The organism is Microbacterium sp. Bi128 (genome assembly GCF_918698205.1).
This window is the reverse complement of sequence record NZ_CAKKMM010000009.1, coordinates 1-20,322: the sequence shown is the minus strand read 5'-3', so window position 1 is coordinate 20,322 and position 20,322 is coordinate 1. Positions and strand designations below refer to the sequence as shown.

At 70.4% G+C, this 20,322-nt stretch carries 23 protein-coding genes; 19 read left to right on the top strand and 4 right to left on the bottom strand.

Annotated elements, in window-relative coordinates; genetic code table 11:
* The first annotated feature begins 88 nt into the window (after positions 1–88).
* The 13 genes from LQV45_RS01780 (at position 89) to LQV45_RS01720 (ending at position 10,665) form a co-directional block, all read left to right on the top strand.
* A complete protein-coding gene (locus LQV45_RS01780; RefSeq protein WP_230005458.1) occupies positions 89–1,102 on the top strand; it encodes a metal ABC transporter solute-binding protein, Zn/Mn family in 1,014 nt (337 codons plus the stop codon).
* Positions 1,099–1,911 (top strand): metal ABC transporter ATP-binding protein, encoded by an 813-nt coding sequence (locus LQV45_RS01775; protein WP_230005457.1) that lies wholly within the window; start codon positions 1,099–1,101, stop codon positions 1,909–1,911. Before LQV45_RS01780 ends, LQV45_RS01775 begins: the two co-directional genes overlap by 4 nt.
* Complete coding sequence (locus tag LQV45_RS01770; protein WP_138175732.1) at positions 1,908–2,768, top strand: metal ABC transporter permease; 861 nt, start codon at positions 1,908–1,910, stop codon at positions 2,766–2,768. The genes LQV45_RS01775 and LQV45_RS01770 overlap by 4 nt, the downstream gene beginning before the upstream one ends.
* Positions 2,769–2,817: 49 nt before the next feature.
* Positions 2,818–3,231 (top strand): Fur family transcriptional regulator, encoded by a 414-nt coding sequence (locus LQV45_RS01765; RefSeq protein WP_138175730.1) that lies wholly within the window; start codon positions 2,818–2,820, stop codon positions 3,229–3,231.
* On the top strand, positions 3,212–4,246 hold the full coding sequence (locus LQV45_RS01760) for a permease (protein ID WP_138175728.1): 1,035 nt from the start codon (positions 3,212–3,214) through the stop codon (positions 4,244–4,246). Before LQV45_RS01765 ends, LQV45_RS01760 begins: the two co-directional genes overlap by 20 nt.
* Entirely contained in the window at positions 4,239–5,096 is an 858-nt protein-coding gene (locus LQV45_RS01755; RefSeq protein ID WP_230005456.1) for a DUF1980 domain-containing protein, read from the top strand. Before LQV45_RS01760 ends, LQV45_RS01755 begins: the two co-directional genes overlap by 8 nt.
* A complete protein-coding gene (locus LQV45_RS01750; protein ID WP_230005455.1) occupies positions 5,086–6,492 on the top strand; it encodes a hypothetical protein in 1,407 nt (468 codons plus the stop codon). Before LQV45_RS01755 ends, LQV45_RS01750 begins: the two co-directional genes overlap by 11 nt.
* Complete coding sequence (locus tag LQV45_RS01745; RefSeq protein WP_230005454.1) at positions 6,489–7,187, top strand: DNA-3-methyladenine glycosylase; 699 nt, start codon at positions 6,489–6,491, stop codon at positions 7,185–7,187. The genes LQV45_RS01750 and LQV45_RS01745 overlap by 4 nt, the downstream gene beginning before the upstream one ends.
* A gap of 139 nt (positions 7,188–7,326) precedes the next feature.
* Positions 7,327–7,563 carry a 50S ribosomal protein L28 gene (gene rpmB, locus LQV45_RS01740; RefSeq protein WP_013584774.1) on the top strand — a complete coding sequence of 79 codons (237 nt, stop codon included), beginning with the start codon at positions 7,327–7,329 and terminating at the stop codon, positions 7,561–7,563.
* A complete protein-coding gene (gene rpmG / locus LQV45_RS01735) occupies positions 7,563–7,733 on the top strand; it encodes a 50S ribosomal protein L33 (RefSeq protein ID WP_013584775.1) in 171 nt (56 codons plus the stop codon). The genes rpmB and rpmG overlap by 1 nt, the downstream gene beginning before the upstream one ends.
* A 4-nt stretch (positions 7,734–7,737) precedes the next feature.
* Entirely contained in the window at positions 7,738–8,043 is a 306-nt protein-coding gene (gene rpsN, locus LQV45_RS01730) for a 30S ribosomal protein S14 (RefSeq protein ID WP_013584776.1), read from the top strand.
* 259 nt (positions 8,044–8,302) lie between these two features.
* Positions 8,303–8,590, top strand: coding sequence for an HU family DNA-binding protein (locus LQV45_RS01725; RefSeq protein WP_022878194.1), 288 nt, complete (start codon positions 8,303–8,305; stop codon positions 8,588–8,590).
* Positions 8,591–8,667: 77 nt separating this feature from the next.
* Positions 8,668–10,665, top strand: coding sequence for a cytochrome c oxidase assembly protein (locus LQV45_RS01720; protein ID WP_230005453.1), 1,998 nt, complete (start codon positions 8,668–8,670; stop codon positions 10,663–10,665).
* A 16-nt stretch (positions 10,666–10,681) separates the two neighbouring features.
* Here the strand turns inward: LQV45_RS01720 and LQV45_RS01715 are convergent, their stop codons facing one another.
* Together LQV45_RS01715 and LQV45_RS01710 are read right to left on the bottom strand one after the other, a co-directional pair.
* Positions 10,682–11,764: a hypothetical protein gene (locus LQV45_RS01715; protein ID WP_230005452.1), complete on the bottom strand. Its 1,083-nt coding sequence runs from the start codon at positions 11,762–11,764 to the stop codon at positions 10,682–10,684.
* 47 nt (positions 11,765–11,811) lie between these two features.
* On the bottom strand, positions 11,812–12,648 hold the full coding sequence (locus tag LQV45_RS01710) for an NAD(P)/FAD-dependent oxidoreductase (RefSeq protein WP_230005451.1): 837 nt from the start codon (positions 12,646–12,648) through the stop codon (positions 11,812–11,814).
* A gap of 51 nt (positions 12,649–12,699) precedes the next feature.
* On the opposite strand from LQV45_RS01710, the gene LQV45_RS01705 reads away from it, so the two are divergent.
* The 3 genes from LQV45_RS01705 to LQV45_RS01695 all read left to right on the top strand — a co-directional run bounded on the left by LQV45_RS01705 (position 12,700) and on the right by LQV45_RS01695 (position 15,733).
* Positions 12,700–13,134 carry a MerR family transcriptional regulator gene (locus tag LQV45_RS01705; protein ID WP_230005450.1) on the top strand — a complete coding sequence of 145 codons (435 nt, stop codon included), beginning with the start codon at positions 12,700–12,702 and terminating at the stop codon, positions 13,132–13,134.
* Positions 13,135–13,304: 170 nt separating this feature from the next.
* Positions 13,305–14,294 carry an Abi family protein gene (locus LQV45_RS01700; RefSeq protein WP_230005449.1) on the top strand — a complete coding sequence of 330 codons (990 nt, stop codon included), beginning with the start codon at positions 13,305–13,307 and terminating at the stop codon, positions 14,292–14,294.
* Positions 14,295–14,356: 62 nt separating this feature from the next.
* Positions 14,357–15,733, top strand: coding sequence for an ATP-dependent RecD-like DNA helicase (locus LQV45_RS01695; RefSeq protein ID WP_230005448.1), 1,377 nt, complete (start codon positions 14,357–14,359; stop codon positions 15,731–15,733).
* Here the strand turns inward: LQV45_RS01695 and LQV45_RS01690 are convergent.
* Positions 15,721–16,374 carry a heme oxygenase (biliverdin-producing) gene (locus tag LQV45_RS01690; RefSeq protein WP_230005447.1) on the bottom strand — a complete coding sequence of 218 codons (654 nt, stop codon included), beginning with the start codon at positions 16,372–16,374 and terminating at the stop codon, positions 15,721–15,723. The two genes, LQV45_RS01695 and LQV45_RS01690, sit on opposite strands and share 13 nt — an antisense overlap.
* A 173-nt stretch (positions 16,375–16,547) precedes the next feature.
* Between LQV45_RS01690 and LQV45_RS01685 the strand changes: the two genes are divergently transcribed.
* From LQV45_RS01685 to LQV45_RS01675, 3 genes are read left to right on the top strand one after another with little or no spacing between them, the layout of a single operon-like run.
* A complete protein-coding gene (locus LQV45_RS01685) occupies positions 16,548–17,819 on the top strand; it encodes a serine hydrolase (RefSeq protein WP_230005446.1) in 1,272 nt (423 codons plus the stop codon).
* 19 nt (positions 17,820–17,838) lie between these two features.
* The gene (locus LQV45_RS01680) at positions 17,839–18,708 is read left to right on the top strand and encodes a DMT family transporter (protein ID WP_230005445.1); all 870 of its coding nucleotides are present in this window, start codon (positions 17,839–17,841) and stop codon (positions 18,706–18,708) included.
* Positions 18,709–18,765: 57 nt separating this feature from the next.
* Complete coding sequence (locus LQV45_RS01675) at positions 18,766–19,764, top strand: magnesium and cobalt transport protein CorA (RefSeq protein ID WP_230005444.1); 999 nt, start codon at positions 18,766–18,768, stop codon at positions 19,762–19,764.
* A gap of 66 nt (positions 19,765–19,830) precedes the next feature.
* Here LQV45_RS01675 and LQV45_RS01670 read toward each other — a convergent pair.
* The coding region (locus tag LQV45_RS01670) for an FAD-dependent monooxygenase (RefSeq protein WP_230005443.1) at positions 19,831–20,322 on the bottom strand (492 nt) is incomplete at its 5' end.

Sequence of the window (20,322 nt, the reverse complement as noted above, 5' to 3'; positions counted from 1 at the left end):
GACGGCATCCCCTCCCTTCGCGGGGCGGGGATGCCATTCCCTCGGTGCTGATGTTGAGAACGATTATCGTCAGCGATACAGTGGGGGCATGACCCGACGCGTTCTCGTTCCCCTCGTCCTCGGTGCGGCCTCCGTGCTCGCCCTCGCCGGTTGCGCCGGCGGCACCCCCGCGGCGGGCGGCTCGACCGACGATGCCGGCAAGGTCTCGGTCGTGGCATCCACGAACGTCTACGGCTCGATCGCCCAAGAGATCGGCGGCGACTTCGTCGACGTCACCGCGATCATCACCTCGACCTCGCAGGACCCGCACGAGTACGAGGCCAGCGCGCAGGACCAGCTGACCCTCAAGGGGGCGCAGCTCGTCATCGAGAACGGCGCCGGGTACGACTCCTTCATGGAGTCGCTCATCGAGGCCAGCGGCTCGTCGGCCGAGGTCCTCACCGCCGTCGAGTACAACCACGACTACCCGGGCGCCGAGTCGCACGACCACGCCGCCGGCGCCTCGGCGAGCCCCGCTCCCAGCCAGAGCGCCGACGCCCATGACCACGCCGAGGGCGACGGCCACGACCACATCGAGGGCTTCAACGAGCACGTCTGGTACGACCCGCACACCGTCGAAGACCTCGCGAAGGCGATCGCCGAGCACCTCGGCGAGCTCGCTCCCGACCACGCGGCCGACTTCACCGCGAACGCCGAGACGTTCACGACGAAGATCGCCGGTCTCGAGGAGTCGCTCGGCCAGATCGAGGCGAAGGATGCCGGGGCGAAGGTGTTCGTCACCGAGCCCGTGCCCGTCTACCTGATCGAAGCCGCGGGTCTGTCGAACGCGACCCCGAACGAGTTCAGCGAGTCGGTCGAAGAGGGCCAGGACGTGCCCCCCGCCACCCTGCTGGAGTCGCTGCAGCTGATCGACTCGGGCCAGATCGCGGTCATGATCGTCAACCCGCAGACCGGCGGAGCCGAGACCACGCAGGTCATGGACGCGGCCAAGGCGAAGAACATCCCCGTGCTGGAGTTCACCGAGACGCTCCCCGAGGGCCAGACTTACATCTCGTGGATGCAGAGCAACATCGCCGCACTGTCGGACGCCCTCCCGGCGTGAGCGACGCCCCACCCCTGCGCATCCGCGGAGCCGCCCTCGAGCGCGGCGGCCGTGAGCTGTGGGCCGGGCTCGACCTCCAGGTCGAGCCCGGCGAGCTCGTCGCCGTCCTCGGTCCGAGCGGCTCCGGCAAGACGACGCTGCTGCGCGCGATCCTCGGCCTCGAGCGGCTGAGCCGCGGGACGATCGAGGCGCTCGGCTCCCCGGTCCGTCGAGCGGGGAACCGTCACATCGGCTACGTGCCGCAGCAGCGGCCGCTTCCGCGCGAGACGCCGCTGCGCGGACGCGACATCGTCGGGCTCGGCGTCGACGGCCACCGGTTCGGCCTTCCGCTCTCGCGCCGCAAGGACCGTGCGCGCATCGACGGACTGCTCGAGGCGGTCGGGGCGACGGCCTTCGCCGACCGCCCGGTAGGCCTGCTCTCGGGAGGCGAGCAGCAGCGGTTGCGGGTCGGGCAGGCGCTCGCCGACGACCCCCGGCTGCTGCTGTGCGACGAGCCGCTGACCAGCCTCGACCTGGCGAACCAGCAGGCGGTCGTGCGACTGATCGATCGGCACCGTCGTGAGCGCGACGCCGCCGTGCTGCTGGTCACCCACGACGTCAACCCGGTCCTCGCGCACGTCGACCGCATCCTGTACATCGCCCACGGCCGTTTCACGCTCGGCACGCCCGACGAGGTGCTCACCAGCGAGACGCTGACCTCGCTCTACGGTGCCCCCGTCTACGTGACGCGGGCGGGCGGCCGGCTCGTCGTCGTCGGTGCCCCCGACGCCGAGGAGGCCCATCACCACCACGACGAGGACGACGCATGAACTGGGCCGACGTGGGCAACGCGCTGTTCGGCGGCGTGAGCCAATACGGCGCGATCCTCGAGCTGGTGCAGAACTCCGTCTACGCCGGCGCCGTCCTGGGATTGGTCGGCGGCCTCATCGGCGTCTTCGTGATGCAGCGCGACATGGCGTTCGCGGTGCACGGCATCAGCGAGCTGTCGTTCGCCGGTGCGGCGGTGGCCCTGCTCATCGGCGTCGACGTCGTCTCGGGCTCGATCGTGGGCTCGCTCATCGCCGCGGCGATCATCGGTCTGCTCGGTGCGCGCGCCCGGGACCGCAACTCGATCATCGGCGTGCTCATGCCGTTCGGCCTGGGGGTCGGCATCCTGTGCCTGTCGCTCTACAACGGGCGCAGCGCCACCCGCTTCAGTCTGCTGACCGGCCAGATCGTCTCGGTGCAGAGCGCGCAACTGGGCTGGCTCGTCGTCATCGGGCTCGTCGTCCTGATCGCGCTGCTGATGATCTGGCGCCCGCTGCGCTTCGACTCCCTCGACCCGCAGTCCGCCGCCGCCCGCGGTGTCCCCACGACGGCGGTGTCGCTGGGATTCATGCTGCTACTCGGTCTGATCGTCGCCGTCGCGGTCCACATCATCGGGGCGCTCCTGGTGATGGCGCTGCTGGTCACCCCGGCCGCGGCCGCGATGCGGGTGGCATCCGGTCCGTTGTCGGTGCCGCTGCTCGCGGCCCTGTTCGGCTTCGTGTCCGCGGTGGGCGGCGTGCTGCTCGCCGTCGCGGGGACCCTGCCGGTGAGCCCGTACATCACGACGATCTCGTTCCTCATCTACCTCGTGTGCCGTCTGGTCGGGGCGCGCCGCGACCGCACGACGCGGGCGCTGTAGCCGCCGGCGTCCCCAGCCGATTCACCGGTCGCCTCGCTAGACTCGGGGTATGGTCCAGCGCAATACGTGGCAGCGCGAGCGCGTGCGCGAAGCGCTGTCCGGTGCGGGCGGCTTCGTCAGTGCGCAGGCGCTGCACGCGACCCTGCGCGAAGAGAACACCGGCATCGGCCTGGCCACGGTGTACCGCGCACTCGCCGGGCTCGCCGCCCAGGGCGACGCCGATTCACTGCAGAGCCCCGAGGGCGAGAATCTCTTCCGCGCGTGCGAGACCCGCGGCCACCACCACCACCTGATCTGCCGGTCGTGCGGCGTCGCGGTCGAGATCGAGGCCGACGCCGTCGAGGAGTGGGCGCAGCGCACCGCCGCCCAGCACGGTTTCTCGCAGGCCGAGCACGTGGTCGACATCTTCGGCGTGTGCGCCGCGTGCGCTCAGGCGCGCGCTCGTGAGCGTGGCGACGACTAGTCGATCCGTCACGTCGGCGCCCCCGCGCACCGGCGTCACGCGCACCCTCGTCGCCCTCGGCCTGGGTGTCGTCGTCATCGCCGCGCTCTTTCTCATCGATGCGTTCGCGCCGACGTTCTTCGCCGCCCCCCTGCCGACCCGTGCCCAGGACGGGTTGACGCTCGCGCTCAGCGTGCTCATCGAGTCCCTCCCGTTCGTCGTGCTGGGCGTCCTGCTCTCGATCGTCGTGCAGGTGTGGGTGCCGCCGGGAGCGATCGAGCGATGGATGCCACGAGCCCCCTGGGCCCGCCGTGCCGTGCTGTCGCTCCTGGGCATGTTCATTCCGGTGTGCGAGTGCGGCAACGTGCCCTTCGCGCGCGGGCTGCTCATGCGCGGGTTTCGCGTCTCGGACACGCTCACGTTCCTCGTCGCGGCCCCGATCGTGAACCCGATCGTCATCATCAGCACGCACGCCGCGTTCGGCTTCAGCGATGGCATCCTCGTCGCGCGTCTGATCGGCGGCTTCCTCGTCGCCAACCTCATCGGCTGGCTGTACAGCCGGCATCCCGATCCCGACAAGCTGCTCACCGAGCGGTTCCTCGAGACGTGCGAGATCGTCGTGCAGGAGCGCGGCGGCCGGGGGCGCCGCTCGCTCGCGCAGTTCGTCGTCGAGCTGCGCTCGGTCATGCCGGCGCTCATCATCGGCTCGCTCATCGCCGGCGCCGTGCAGGTGCTGATCCCCCGCAGCGCGCTGCTGGCGATCGGCTCGGATCCCGCGCTGTCGATCGCGGCGATGGTGCTCCTGGCGGTCGTGGTGTCGCTGTGCTCGAACGTCGACTCGTTCTTCGCCCTGTCGTTCGCGTCGACCTTCACCCCGGGATCGATCGTGGCTTTCCTCCTGGTCGGACCCGTCGTCGACCTGAAGATGTATGCGCTCCTGCGCACGACCTTCACGACGCGCGTGCTCGTCGGGCTCACGGCCGTCGTGGTGCTGTCCGCCTTCGCGATGGGAACGGTGGTGAACCTCCTTGTCTAGAACGGGTGCTCTCGCGACACGGTGGCTCGGCGTCGGGCTCACCTCGTGCCTGGCCGTCACGACGATCGCCCTGTGGCTCAGCGGCCGCATCGCGCTGTACGTGAACCCCGATTCGGCGTGGTTCGCCATCGGCATGGCCGTCGTCGCCGTTGTCGGCTCCATCGCGACGTTCGCCCTGCCGCTGGGCGCCGAAGCCGATCACGGACACGATCACGAGCACGGGCACGCTCCGGCTCCGGCGCCCGCCCGTCGCGAGGCGTTCGCGCACGCCGATCACCAGCACGCCGACGCCCCCGACGACCACGACCACGCCGCGCACGACCACCTCGCCGCGCGGCCGCGACTGACACCCGGGGGAATCGCCGCGTTCAGCGGCGGGCTCCTCGCCTCGGGCGCGGTCATCGCGGTGCTGCTGACCCCGCCCGCCTCGCTGTCGGCCGAGCTCGCGGTCTCGCGCGACGTCGGCGCCCCGCCGCTGTTCGTCGGCTCCGACGTCGTGACCCTCGCCGCCTCGGGCGACACCTCGACCTTCGGCATCGGCGACTGGTCGGCGATCTTCGCCCACGCCACCAACCCCGAGACCTTCGACGGCAAGCCCGTCACGCTCACGGGTTTCATCACGCCCGGGCAGGACGGCGCGAGCTTCGACCTCACGCGCCTGGTCATCACGCACTGCGTCATCGACGCGCAGACCGCCCGCTTGCCGATCACCGCGACCGGCTCCGCACCGGGGACGGGGCAGTGGGTCACGGTGACCGGAACCGTGCGGTCCACGGGCGACGGCGCGCTCGAGGTGCGCGCCGACCAGGTCGCGGCCATCGACGAGCCGACGGACCCGTATGAGTACTGACTCCCGCCGCGCCCGCGCGCGTCGCCGCCGCGGTCGCGGATTCGTCCTCGCCTTCGCGGCGGTCCTCGGGGCGCTGGTCCTGGTCGGCGGTGTGGGCGGTGTCGTCGCCGTGGCGCAGGGGCCGCGCGTGACCGACGTCCAGGTCGACCCCGCCGCCGCCGTCGCGGCATCCGGGGCTCGCGTCATCCTGACCACGACGCAGTCGCTCGAGAAGATCGACCCCGCGCAGGTCGAGGTCGAGCCGGCGACGCCGTTCACCGTCGACACCTCGGGGCGGAGCGTCGGCATCCGGTTTACCCTTCCGCTGCGCGACGACTCCGACTACCGCGTGACCGTGCGCGACGTGCGCGGACTCGGTGCCGGGCCCGCGTCCGAGCTGAGCGAGACGTTCCGCACTCCGCCGCTGCAGGCGTTCCTCATGCAGCGCGGCACCCCCGAGGGCGACACGATCTTCCGCACCGATCTGAAGGGCGAGGCGGGCCTGCCCGTCTTCACCCACGAGCACATCGAGGACTTCCGCGCCACGGCGAACCACCTCGTCGTCTCGGTGCGCGAGGGCGATCGGGCCCGGGTCGTCGTGACGGATCTCGACGGGCAGAACGCGCACGACATCGCGCTGCCGGGCCCGGGGTTCGTGTCCAACCTGCAGTCCGCCGACCGTGGTGAGCGCGTCGGCTTCACTTTCTCGGATGCCACCCTCGGCGCCGCGGGAGGGCGTGAGAGCAAGCTGTTCACGGCATCCGCCGCCGACGACGCGCCGCCGGTCGAGATCGGCCTCAACGGCGGCGATGTGCGCGTGGCCGACTGGCGCTTCGTGCCCGACACCGACAGCATGCTCGTGCTCACGTTCGACTCGCGGCTGCTGCTCACCGACGCGCAGGGCGGGAACGCCGCACCGCTCGGCAGCGCGGTGTCGATCGACGGCATCGCCCGTGGGTCGTCGATCGCGATCGTCGAGCGGCTCGAGGGGATCCGCGAGATCAATCTCACCGACGGCTCCGAGCAGGCGCTCGAAGAACCGGTGGATCCGCCCGGGATGCCGGGTCGGGCGACGCCCGTCCCGGGTGCGGGCGCGGGCACGATCCGCTCCTTCGCCGACATCGACGCCGACGGCGCCTATCGCGCCACGACGATCGGACACGTCGACACCGACGGCACCGTGCGCCCTCTGCTGGAGGTGCCGGGCAGCGACACGGCGCTGCAGACGTGCGTGTCGCCGAGCGGCCGCTACGCCGCGGTGCTCGTCGCGCCGCAGGCGATCGACAATCCCTTCGACCGGTACCAGCTGCCGCTGCCGGGCCGGCTGCTGACCCACCTGGTCGAGATCGACACCGGGCAGGAGCTCGTCGCGCTGCAGGGCTTCGACCTGTCCTGGTGCCAGGTGCCGCCCGGATGACGCGACCCGCGTCCCGCGTGGATCTGGCGGCGCTGCCGGTCGAGGTCGCGCCAACCCTGCTCGGCGCGCACCTCGAGACGGTCGTCGCGGGGGAGCGCGTCGTGCTCCGCATCACCGAGGTCGAGGCGTATCACGGGCTCGGCACGGGCGATCGCCCCGACCCCGGCTCGCACGCCCGCGGCGGGCCGACGGCGCGCAACGCGACGATGTGGGGCGAGCCGGGACACCTGTACGTGTACCTGAGTCATGGCATCCATTCCTGCGTCAACGTCGTGTGCGGTCCGGAGGGGGTTGCGGGCGGTGTGCTGCTGCGCGGCGGCGAGGTTCTCGAGGGCGCCGACGTGGCGGAGCGGCGGCGCCGCGAGCGCGGGGTCGTGCGGGCGAGGAACGACCTCGCGCGCGGTCCCGGACGGCTGGGGGATGCCGTGGGCCTGCGGCATCCGGTCCACGACGGGATCGACGCCGTCACCGGGGCGGAGCACGCGGGGGCCCGGACGCGGCTGCTGCTGCCGGAGCACCCCGCCTCGGCCGTCTCGTCGGGGCCCCGCGTCGGAGTCGCCGGGATCGCGGGAACGACCGCGTTCCCGTGGCGCTTCTGGCTCACCGGTGACCCGACGGTCTCGGTGTTCCGGTGGGGACGCGGCGCGGCCGAGGCGGCGGCCCGTCAAGGCGACACGCCGAGCATGCTAGACTGATCGCTTGTCTGCGCGCACTCCAGCGCGTGGTACGTACCCCTCCCTCTGATCCCGGCCTTGTGCTGTGTCCAGAACGGGGTGCAGACAAGGGATCTTGGGTGACACCGTCCGGTGTCACGGTACAGAAGGAGACATCACCATGGCAGCAGTGTGCCAGGTGACTGGAGCGGTTCCCGGCTTCGGTCACAACATCTCGCACTCGCACCGCCGGACGAAGCGCCGCTTCGACCCGAACGTGCAGAAGAAGACCTACTTCGTTCCGTCGCTGGGTCGCAACATCAAGCTCAACGTCTCGGCGAAGGGCATCAAGGTCATCGACGCGCGCGGTATCGAAGCCGTCGTCCGTGACCTGCAGGCGAAGGGCGTGAAGCTGTAATGGCGAAGAAGGCTCAGGACGTCCGTCCGATCATCAAGCTGCGTTCGACCGCCGGCACGGGGTACACCTACGTGACGCGCAAGAACCGCCGCAACAACCCCGACCGCATCGTGCTCAAGAAGTACGACCCGGTGGTGCGCAAGCACGTCGACTTCCGAGAGGAGCGCTAAGCACATGGCCAAGAAGAGCAAGATCGCGCGCAACGAGCAGCGCAAGGTCGTCGTCGAGCGCTACGCCGCGAAGCGCGCCGAGCTGAAGAAGACCCTGGTCGACCCGACCGCGACCGACGAGGCCCGCGAGGCCGCCCGCGTGGGCCTGCAGAAGCTGCCCCGCAACGCGTCGCCCGCGCGCGTGCGCAGCCGCGACGTCATCGACGGCCGCCCCCGTGGCGTGCTGACGAAGTTCGGCGTCTCGCGTGTCCGCTTCCGCGACATGGCGCACCGTGGCGAGCTGCCCGGCGTGACCAAGTCGAGCTGGTAAGCACCCGTTCACGATCGAAGGGCGAGGGTTCCGGAAGGGGCCCTCGCCCTTCGGCGTTCGGCGTCCCGCGGCCCTCACGGTTCACACGCGTCACATCCGACACGCGACACGCGGGTGCGTCTGGGGCGAAATCGGTCAAAATCCGCGTAATTCCGCGGTTCGGTTGATACTGTCGAGGCGGTCTCCCGACCACCGAGGAGGAACCCTCCTCGTCCGATGTAACGAGAGGCGACACGAGCGTCGCCTGGAGGACAACCACATGGCCGACAAGTCCATCACCAAGACCGAGCTCGTCGCGAGCATCGCCAGCGCGACCGGGCAGAGCCAGTCCGCCGTGTCGAGCGTGCTCGACTCCCTCTTCTCCACCGTCTCCGAGGCGGTTGCCAAGGGCAGCAAGGTCTCGATCCCCGGCTGGATCGCGTTCGAGCAGGTCGCCACCTCGGCTCGCACGGGCCGCAACCCCCAGACGGGCGAGGAGATCTCGATCCCCGCGGGCAAGCGCGTCAAGGTCACCGCCGGCTCGAAGCTGAAGGCCGCCGTCAAGTAAGACGTCGTAGACCTCGAGAGGGGGGATGCCATCCGGCATCCCCCCTCTTGCGTTCTGCGGCGACGTAGGCTTGGGGGGTGAATCCCCGAGCCCTGCGCGTGGCCGGACCCGTCATCCTGATCGTGGTCGCGGCTCTCAGCGTCGTCGCGGGTCTCGCCTACGGCGGCGGTGCGGCCCCCTCGCTCCTGGCCGACCCCGGTCCCGTCGTGCGCTGGGGACTCCCGGTCGCGACGCTCGTGGTCAACCTGTCGGCCGCGACGATGGTCGGGTCTCTCGTGCTCGCGCTGTTCGCCCTGCGCGCGGGGGAGCGACCGTTCGAGATCGCCCTGGACACGGCATCCATCGGCGCGGCGGTCTTCACCGTCTCGGCGGCGGCGACGGGATTCCTGACGTTCCTCAACGTCATCAACGCCACCCCCACCCTCGACGCGGTGTTCGGCCAGCAGCTCGGACGCTTCCTCGTCGAGACCGAGATCGGCCCCGCGTGGCTCCTCACGACGATCGCCGGAGCGGTTCTCACGGTGCTCACCTTCGCCGTGCGCACGTGGGTACCGACCCTCCTCGTGGCCATCCTCGCTCTCGCCTCGCTCATCCCCATGGGCACCCAGGGCCACGCCGGAACCGAGGCGAGCCACACCGCGGCGGTCACGTCGCTCGTGCTGCACATCATCGCCGCGGCCGTCTGGCTCGGCGGGCTCGTGCTGCTCGTCGTCGTGCGCCCCGCGATGAACCGTTCACAGCTGCAGACGGTCATGCTGCGGTACTCCTCGATCGCTCTCGTGGCGTTCCTCGTGGTGGCCGTGTCCGGCACGGTGCGCGCCTCGATCGGCCTGGTGGGCTGGCAGAACCTGTTCTCGCCCTACGGCGTGCTCGTGCTCGTCAAGGTCACGGCGCTCGTCGCGATCGGCGTGCTCGGCGCCTGGTACCGCCGCCGTCTCATCGCCCGCATGGACGACCAGAACGGGTCACGGCGGTTCTGGGGCGTCATCCTGCTGGAGCTGGCGTTCATGGGCGTCGCGAGCGGCGTGGCCGTCGCTCTGGCGCGCACGCCTCCGCCGGCGAACGAGCTGCCCCCGATCGGTCGCACGCCCGCCGAGGTGCTGACCGGGTCGCCGCTGCCGCCCGAGTTCACCATCGACCGGTGGTTCACCGCGTGGGACATCGACCTGCTGTGGGCCTTCGTAGCCGGGTTCGGTCTCTTCTTCTATCTCGCCGGCGTCTGGCGCCTGCACCGGCGCGGCGACGCGTGGCCGATCCACCGCACCGTGCTGTGGTCGCTCGGCATGCTCGCCGTGTTCTGGGTGACCTCGGGTCCGCTGAACGTCTACCAGGACTACCTGTTCAGCGTGCACATGATCGAGCACATGCTGCTGTCGATGGCGATCCCGCTGCTCTTGGTGTCCGGTGCTCCCGTGACCCTCGCCGCGCGGGCCATCCGCAAGCGAGACGACGGCACGCGCGGTGGCCGTGAGTGGATCATGTGGGCGGTGCACAATCCGGTCGCGACGGTGCTCACCAACCCCTACGTCGCTGCGGGCCTGTTCATCGGGTCGCTGTGGGCGTTCTACTACACCGACCTGTTCCGGTGGTCGCTGTACGACCACGTCGGCCACATCTGGATGGTGGCCCACTTCCTCATCACCGGATACCTGTTCGTGCTGAGCCTCATCGGCATCGATCCCGTCCCCTACCGGTTGCCCTATCCGATGCGGCTCATCGTGCTCATCGGCGTCATGGCGATGCACGCCTTCTTCGGCATCGCGATCATGATGAACTCCGGGCTCATGGCGGCCGAGTGGTTCGGGGCGATGGGCCGGCAATGGGGCGCCACGCCGCTGCAGGATCAGTACACCGGTGGCGGTGTCGCGTGGAGCGTCGGCGAGATCCCGACGCTGATCCTCGCGATCGCCGTGGCGATCCAGTGGAGCCGCAGCGACGAGCGCCAGCAGCGCCGACGCGACCGCCACGTCGACCGGGTGGGCGACATCGAGCTCGACGAGTACAACGCCGAACTCCAGCGCATGGCCGAGCGCGACGCCCGCCTGGCCGAACGTCAGGCGGCGAAGGGCCGCTGAGGCCGGGTCCCCGCCGTCAGTTGGCGCGACCGCCGACGGCGATGGATGCCGACCCGTCGGGGCGTACCGTGATCTCGCCGTCGACCGTGAACGGGACGTCTTCCTCGACGGTGCGCACGGACCCGTCGAAGATCGAGCGGACGTCGACCTCGATGTGGGCGACGGCCTTGGCCTGGGGGATCCGCCAGCCCGCGCCGTCGGGCACGACCGTGACGGTCGGCTGCTCGGTGATCGACCAGGTCGGGGCGTCGTCGATGCGGTTGCGGACCGTGAAGCCGAAGGGGCACCCGGTGGGCTGGAGCACCTTCTGCTCGGCGCACGAGCTGAGGAAGTCCTCGACGCGCTGCTGCACGACCGACACGAACTCCTCGGTGGGCTCCGCCTGCACGTCGATCGGAACGCCGGTCAGTGGCGCGTCGGCCAGGATCGCGACCCCCGGGGTGGCGGAGATCGCGGTGTCCACGGACACCGAGTACAGGCCGGGCGAGAACACGAGCAACGGCACGGCCGCACTCGGATCGGCATCCACGCCGTCGACCGACACCTGGCGCTTGTCGATCTCGAAGCCGTTGACCGAGAACCTCATGGAGCCGCGCACGGTGAGATCGACCACCGCCAGGGGGCTCACCTCGAAGCGCCAGCGCGGGACCACGCCCGTCCACCCGTCCTGACCGATGGTGAAGGCGGTGCGGCCGCTGTAGGTGCCGGCGCGGTACTCGACCGTGACGCGCGTGATGTCGCCGTCGGCGGTCTCGTCGATCACGCGGGCATCGGTGATCGACTGCAGCGCGTCGGTGCGCAGGAGCGCCTCGGACGAGGTGGCGGGCAATCCCGCCGCCTCGAGCTCGGTCGAGTCCACGGCGACACCGGGCACCGCCAGGGCCTCGGCGGCGCGGCGGTTCTGCAGCAGATCGAGGTAGTGCAGAACGAAGGCACGGGGGCTGTACAGCTCGCGGTAGGCGGCGGCGGTCCCGGCGCCGAGCGCGGCGATCAGCAGGACGCCGATGACGCCGAGGATCGTGAGGTCGCGAGCCAAGCGGCGCGGACGAGCGACGACGGCGCCCTCGGCTGCCGTCGGTCCCCCGCCCGCGCTCTCCACGTCTCCAGTGTAGGAAGCGGACCTGCGCAGACGCGGAATGCGACCGTCTACGTCGCTTGCGCGAGGGACTGCACGATCGCCACGGCGGCCAGCTGCCCCGCGGCGATCGCCGCCGCGAGTGTCGCCATGGGCCCCGGGAAGTGGTCGGGGTGGGCCATGTCGCCGGCGGCGAAGACGCGCTCCACGCTCGTGCGGCCGAACGGGTCGATGCGCACCGCGCCGGATTCCTGCACCTCGAGCCCGAGGTGCGCGGCGAACGGGGCACGCTGACGCGAAGCGGGGGCGACGAACGCGCCGGCGACCTCGAGCGTCGCGTCGTCGTCGAGGACGAGGCGCAGACCGTCGGCCGCCGGCTCGACGCGGGTCACGCGTGCCGGATCGAGAACGACGACCTCGGATGCCACGGGCGCGAGCATTCCGCGCAGCATCGCGGCGTGCGGCGAGGCGTTCAGCACGGCGACGGGGCGGCCGGCGAACTCGTGACCGTGGCAGAACGGGCAGTTGGCGACGCGCCCTCCCCAGTGCTCCGCCAGGCCCGGGATCGGCGGCAGGTCGTCGGCCAGCCCCGTCGCGAGAACGAGGTGCGCGGTCCGTAGCGTCTCGCCGTCCACCTCGACGTCCACGCCGTCGCCGTCGGCTGCGACCGCCGAGACCGTGGCATCCCGGACCTCGACCGTCGGGTAGGCGGCGAGTTCGTCGCGGCCGCGGCGGCGCAGATCGGCGGGCGCGACGCCGTCGTTGCCGAGCAGGTTGTGGGCGTGGTCGACGGTGGCGTTGCGGTACTCGCCCGAGTCGAGCAGCAGGGCGCGGCGGTGCATGCGCCCCAGGGTCAGGGCGGCTTGGAGGCCGGCCGGGCCGCCTCCGATGATGATGGCCTCGTACATGACGGGCTCCTCTCGCTTGCGTTCGCGACCATCGTGTGACTTCATGTCGACATGAAGTCAAGCGGTGAGGCGATCGGCGACGCGGCGGCACGGTTCGGGCTCGACACCCACGTGTTGCGCCATTGGGAGGACGCGGGGCTTCTCCGCCCCGCGCGCGACACCGCCGGGCGACGGCTCTTCGGCGAGGACGACCTCGTACGGATCGCGGTGATCCTGCGCAACAAGGCCGCGGGCATGTCGCTCGACCAGATCCGGGTCCTCCTGGATGAGAGCGCGCCCGACCGGCACCGCGTGCTCGAGGAGCACGTCGCCGAACTCGACCGCCGGGCCGCCGACATCGCCCAGGCCCGGGCGATGACCGAGCACGCGTTGCGGTGCCGCGCGCACGACATCACCGAGTGCCCCCGCTTCCGCAGCCACGTCGCCGACGTCGTGGCCGGCGGTGCACCGTGGCGTCTCGTCCACACCGAGCCGCCGGCCGGGTGAGTCGAGGGCATTCTTGGTCCCGGCCAAGGGTGAGTGATCCGCGGGGTGGGGAGTGGGAGACATATGATCGACACTCCCTCGCCCCGTGCCCTGACGACGTGTTATTTTGGTCCCATCACGATCAGCCCGCTCGCCTCACGGCTCGGGCTGATTTTCTTTTGCGGAGCGGCATGGAGTACGACAAGCCCTGGCTGTCACTCGACGATCAGCTGAGCCGCTTGCACGCGCGCGGCGTCGACGTGGGCGATCCCTCCTCCGCTCTCCGCCTTCTGAGCGAGGTGGGCTACTACCGTCTGACGGGGTACCTGTATCCGTTCCGGTGTGCGGGACCGTATCCAGACGAAGAGCACGCCACTCGCGGCAAACGAAGTGCCTATCTCCCCGGAACCCGGATCGCGGACGCGGTAGCCCTGATCGACTTCGATCGAAAGCTCCGGCTTCTCGTCTTGGACGCGCTCGAACGGATCGAGGTCTCCTTCCGCATGCGTGTCGGCTACGTCTTGGGCGAAACGTCGGCGTTCGCGCACACCGACCCGGCGAGCTTCATGCCGGACTTCGTCCGTCCTGCGGCGGAGGATGGCTCGGATCTCCACGGGAAGAGTCGCCATGCGCGGTGGCTGGACGCCGTGCATGTGCGGCAAGAGGCCTCGCGGGAGGGCTTCGTCGAGCACTTCCGCGTGAAGTACGACGGGCGGATGCCGATTTGGGCGCTGACCGAGATCCTGGAGATGGGCCAGCTTGTCGCGCTGTACCGCGGACTGAATACGCGGTTTTCGCAGGCGATCGCCGATGCCTATGGCGTTCCGCGGAAAACGCTCCTCGTGAGCTGGATGGCGACGCTGACGTATGTGCGCAACGTGGCAGCCCACCACGCTCGCTTGTTCAATCGGAAGCTCGTGACAGCGCCCAAGCGAGCTGGCTCGGCGATCCCCGTGCTGGCCCACCTCCGTGAGGGAGCCCTGCCGAAGGAGTTCGGGGTGTACGCGGCGCTCGCCATCGCTCAGTACTTGGTCACAAAGATCGATCACGACTCCACCTGGGGAGCGCAGGTGGTCGACCTTCTTCGATCGTTTCCTGCCGCGGGTCCCGTGACCGTGGCATCCCTGGGGGTGCCTCAGGGATGGGAGGGGCTCGACTTGTGGCAGCCCACCGGTCGGTGATGACCGTCCACACCGAGCCGCCGGCCGGTGTCTCGGCATCCGTCGCGAACTAGCATGAACCGGTGACCACGCCACCCCTTTCCGCCGAGCAGCAGGCGCTGTTCCGGTTGATCGAGGACACGCGCGAGCATGTGTTCGTCACCGGCCGCGCCGGGACGGGCAAGTCCACCCTGCTGCAGCACTTGGCGTGGAACACGCAGAAGCAGATCGCCGTGTGTGCGCCCACGGGCGTGGCCGCCCTCAACGTCGAGGGGCAGACGATCCACTCGCTGTTCCGCCTGCCGATCGGGCTCATCGCGAACGGCGACATCGAGCAGAACGACGCCACCCGCAAGATCCTCAACGCGATCGACACCCTCGTGATCGACGAGATCTCGATGGTCAACGCCGACCTCATGGATGCCATCGACCGCTCGCTCCGGCAAGCGCGCGGCCGTCGCGCCGAGCCGTTCGGCGGCACCCAGATCGTCATGTTCGGCGATCCGTATCAACTCGCCCCCGTGCCGCCGCGGGGGGACGAGGCGCGCTACATCCGCGACCACTACCGCTCGTTCTGGTTCTTCGACGCGAAGGTGTGGTCGGGGGAGTCCGCGGGCGACGGGCTCATCGACATCGGCCGCCACGGTGCCGACCTGCACGTGAACGAACTGGTCGAGATCCATCGGCAGGCCGACCCCGGGTTCCGGGCGCTGCTGAACGCCGTGCGCTACGGGCGCGTGACGGCCGAGATGGCCGGGGTGCTCAACGGCGCCGGTGCGCGCACGCCGCCGCACCCCGCCGACGGCGAGCACCCCATCATCACGCTCGCGACGCGCAACGACCGCGTCAACGAGATCAACCGGCGCCACCTCGAGGAACTGGTGGGTCGCACGCAGACGGCGAACGCCGAGATCTCGGGGGATTTCGGGCGCGGCGAGGCCAACTACCCCGCGGAACCGGCGCTGACCCTGAAGATCGGGGCGCAGGTGATGTTCCTGCGCAACGACGGCGCGCAGTTCGGCGAGGCGCCCCGCTGGGTCAACGGCACGATCGGCACCGTGACGCGCATCGCCGGCGACAGCGTGCGCGTCGAGGTCGACGGCGTCGAGCACGACGTGGAGCCCGCGGTGTGGGAGAGGTACCGCTACGCCTACGACCCGGGGACGAAGAACCTCTCGCGCGAGATCGTGGCGGAGTTCACGCAGTTCCCCTTGCGCCTGGCCTGGGCGGTCACGATCCACAAGTCGCAGGGGAAGACCTACGACCGCGCCGTCGTCGACCTCGGTGCGGGCGCCTTCGCTCCCGGGCAGACCTACGTCGCCCTGAGTCGTCTGACCTCGCTCGACGGGCTGTATCTCACGCGGCCGCTGCGCCCGAGCGACATCCGCGTCGACGAAGACGTGCGGCGCTTCATGAAGCAGGCCTGGCTCGGCCGCCAGCAGGAGGCTCAGGCGACCTGAGCGGCTTTCGCGCGCGCGAGGTCCTCGCACAGCTCGGTGGTGAAGCGGGAGGCGACGAGCACCTCGTCGATGACGCGTTCCTTCTCGTCGTCGTCCCACGGCGCGGCATCCAGCTGGTCGCGGTAGACGCGCTTGAACGCCGTGGGGTCGGCGATGTCGGCGAAGAGGTACAGGCCAATGCCGTTCGTCTCGAACCCGAACCGCCGCTGCAGGACGCGCCCGATCGAGCGACCGCCCGAGAGGTCGCCGAGATAGCGCGTGTAGTGGTGAGCCACGAAGCCGCCCGGCCACCGTGCGGCCAAGCGGCGGATGCGCGACACGTAGGCCTGGGTCGTCGGCAGGGGGGCGATGCGCTCGCGCCAGTCCGCCCCGATGAGGAACTCCAGGTCGGCTTCGATCGCGGGGAGGCGCGTCAGCTTGTCGCTGAGGAAGACCGACACCACCGGGTCGTCGCGCAGCCGAGCGGCACCGGCCTCGAGAGCCTCGTAGATGAACCACTGCTGAGCGACGTGGGCGATGTAGTCCTCGCGTGTGCCGGCACCGGTGAGGAGACCGAGGAGGAAATCCGCGATCTCGGACGGAGCATGGGCGGCGCTCGACCGTTCCCGCAGGGCGGCGGAGAACGAAGCGACGGCGTTCATGCGGCCATCATACGCAACGGGTTAGGTAAACCTAACCCCCATTGTCCGGCCGGTGTCGCAGATGTGATGCAGCCGTGACTCCTCCGGAACGCAAGCCGCCACTCCGTCTGTTCGGCGTGTGTTTGAATTCTTGGAGCGCATGCTTCATCGCGCGCGGAATGGTGGGGGTTCACATGCGGGGATGGCGTCGTTCGGCGGCCATGGCGGTCGCGGGAGCCAGCATCGTCGCCCTCGTCCTCTCCGGCTGCACGCCGCAGGGGTCGGCATCCATCGACGTCCCCGAGCAGGTGCAGGGTTCGCTTCCCGACGACACCGTCGCCCAGTTGCAGGATGCCGTGACCTCGGCGATGGCGATCACCGGATCGACGGGCGCCATCGTCGGCGTCTGGGCGCCCTGGAGCGGCGCGTGGGTCACGGGCCTCGGCACGCAGGGCCCGGGTGGGGCCGACGTCACCGCCGACATGGGTTTCCGCGCGGGTGACGTCACGCGCGCCATGACGTGCGACATCGTCTACGAGCTCGCCGCCGCCGGCACCTTCTCGCTCGACGACTCCGTGTCGACGTGGGTGAGCGGTCTGCCCGGTTTCGACGACATCACGCTGCGCCAGCTGTGCGACGGCACCTCGGGCCTCGGCGAATACGGCGCGATCCTGCGCAGCCAGATGCTGATCAACCCCGACCGCGCGTGGAACGCCCGCGAACTCATGGCGTACGGCATCGCCAGCCCGCGGCGCAACGCGCCGGGGGCGGCCTTCGCCGACTCCGACACGAACTACCTCCTCGCGGGCCTGGCCGTGGAGCGAGCCACCGGCGAGAAGCTGTCGGACCTCATCGCCGAGCGCGTCGCCGACCCGCTCGGGCTCGGCGCGACGTCGCTCCCCGGGCCCGCGGCGGCGCCCCCGTCGGACAACGCGCTCAACGGGTACTGGTCGCAGACCAACGCCGAGGGCGCGTGGAACTGCACCGACCCCGGGGACTACACCGTCTCGTCCGCGAGCATCGGCGGCGCCGACTCCGGTGCCGTGACGAACATCACCGACCTCGGGCGATACGCCCAGGCCTTGGCGACCGGTGCCCTTCTGCCTCAAGGCACCGACCGTTTCGCCGCCCCCGTCCCGGTGAGCCCCGAGACCCCGACGTGGTTCACCGCCGCGGGCGGCGCCTACCAGGCCGGATCGCTCATCGGCCAGTTCGGATCCGCCCCCGGGTACATCGTCGGAGCGTTCGCCGACCCCCAGACCGGCATGTCCGTCGCGGTCGTCCTCAACAACTCGGGGGCCAACCAGGCCGCCGGTGCGTGGCTGGCGTGGGAGCTCGCGGCGATCGCCTCCAAGGCCCCCGCGGCCGAGGGGCGCAGCATCCCCGAGGCCGGTCTGCCGTGGACGGCGCAGCAGATGCGCGACAACCTCGGCACCATCGCCATCTGCCCGCCGCCCGCACAGTGACCGGGTCCGCGGTCGCGCGATGACGACGCGCTTCGGGCAGGGTCCCGCCGCGGCGCTCGTGCTCGTGGGTCTGGCCTGTCAGGAGGTCGGGGCCTCCTTCGCGGTGATGCTCTTCCCGGACACGGGACCCCTCGGCATCGTCATGCTGCGACTGGTGTTCTCGGCGCTGCTGCTGCTGGCGATCGCCCGCCCGAAGCTCCGCGGACACGGCGCGCGGGCGTGGCGGTCGGTCATCGGATTCGGCGTGGTCCTGGCATCCATGAACGGGCTCTTCTACCTCGCGCTCGCGCGGCTCCCGCTGGGCGTCACCGTCACGATCGAGGTGCTGGGCCCGCTGACCCTGTCGATCATCACCGCCGTCGGGATCGCCCGATGGCTGTGGGCGGGCCTCGCCCTGGCGGGGGTCGTCGCCCTCGGTGCTGGCGGGTGGGATCGCCTCGACCCGCTCGGCGTCCTGTTCGCGCTCGCCGCTGCCGTGAGCTGGGCGCTGTACATCTTGGCCTCGGCCCGGGTGGGGCGGGAGTTCCCGCGCCTGGACGGTCTCGCGCTCGCGATGACGGTGGGGGCCGTGCTCGCGCTGCCCTTCGGCATCCTGGACGCCGGCGCGGTGCTCCTCCGGCCCGAGATCTTGGCGCTGGGTGCCGCGGTGGCGCTGCTGTCGTCGACCATCCCGTACGCGCTGGAGCTGATCGCCCTGCGTCGGCTGCCCGCCTCCGCTTTCGCGATCATGATGAGTCTGGGGCCCGCCACGGCATCCATCGCCGGCTTCCTGCTCCTCGGTCAGCGCCTCTCGTGGCTCGAGATCTGCGGCATCGCCTTGGTCATCGTCGCCAGCATCGGTGCGGTGCTCGGGGCGTCCCGGCGCGCTGCCGCGCAGCCGGTGGGCTGACACGGCCCGAGCGCAACGGTCATCATTCGTCCACCTGGGGACGGTAGAACGGACCCCATGCCCATCATCGACAGCGCGGTGTACGTCGACGGTTTCCGGATCGAGAACCCGGCGAGCCTGGACCAGACCTTCGAGTACATGGAGGCGCACGGCGGCATGGCCTGGATCGGCTTGCTGCGCCCCTCGCCGGAAGAACTCGATCGAGTGGCCGCCGAGTTCTCGCTCCATCCCCTCGCGGTCGAGGACGCCCTGTCGGGGCACCAGCGCTCGAAGCTCGAGCGCTACGGCGGCAACCTCTTCGCGGTGCTGCGCCCGGCCCGTTACGACGATGCGACCGAGACGGTCGACTTCGGCGAGCTGCACGTCTTCGTCGGTGCCGACTACGTCGTGACCGTCCGCCAGGCGGAGGTCCCCGACCTGTCGCGCGTGCGCCGCCGTCTCGAGGGGCAACCCGAGCTGCTCGCGCGGGGTCCCGAAGCCGTTCTCTACGCGATCCTCGACGAAGTCGTCGATCAGTACGACCCGGTGGCCGCGGGCCTGCAGAACGACGTCGACGAGATCGAGGATCAGCTGTTCGGCGTCGGCGACGCCGAACTCACCCAGCGCATCTACGAGCTCGCGCGCGAGGTCATCCACTTCCAACGCGCGACGGAGCCGCTGCGCGACATGCTGCAGGCACTCCTGCGCGGCGCCGACAAGTACGGCGTCGACATCGAGCTGCAGCGGTCGCTGCGCGACGTGCTCGATCACGTGCTGCGCCAGTGCGACAAGCTCGGCTCGCTCCGCGCGATCCTCGACAACGCCCTCACCGTCAACGCCACGCTCGTCACGCAGCGGCAGACCGACACCGCCCTCGAACAGAACGAGCAGGTCAAGAAGATCTCGGGCTGGGCGGCGATCCTGTTCGGCCCGTCGCTCGTGGGCGCGATCTACGGCATGAACTTCAAGAACATGCCCGAGCTGGACTGGACCCTCGGCTATCCGATGGCGCTGGCGCTCATGGCGGCGACGTCGCTCGGTCTGTGGCTGACGTTCAAGCACAAGCACTGGCTGTAACGCGTGAGGGGTCACTTTCTGTCGCCTGGCGCAGCTCCGGGCGACAGAAAGTGACCCCTCACGCTCTCAGGCGGAGGGCCAGCCGCAGTAGGCCTCGGCCACGTACGCCTGGCCGTGACGCGACTCGACGACCGCGTGCAGCTCGCCGAGCTGGCGGTGGCGGTCGAAGTCGGTGGCATCCGGGGCGACGTGCAGCATGCTCGTCATCCACCACGAGAAGTGCTGCGCCTTCCAGATGCGGCGGAGCGCCCGCTCGGGGTAGGTGTCGAGAAGACGGGTGTCGTCCTCGAGCAGCAGGGCGCGCAGCGCGTCGGCGAGCAGGCGGACGTCGGCGATGGCGAGGTTCATGCCCTTCGCGCCCGTGGGAGGCACGGTGTGGGCCGCGTCGCCGACGAGCGCGACGCGGCCCAGACGCAGTTCGTGCGCGACGAAGCTGCGGAAGCGCAGCACGTCGCGCTGGAAGATCGGGCCCTCTTTCAGCGTGGTGCCGGGGACGCGCTTCTGCAGCTCGTCCCACTGCTGCGCCTCGCTGAAGGCGGCCGTGTCGGTCTCGGGGTC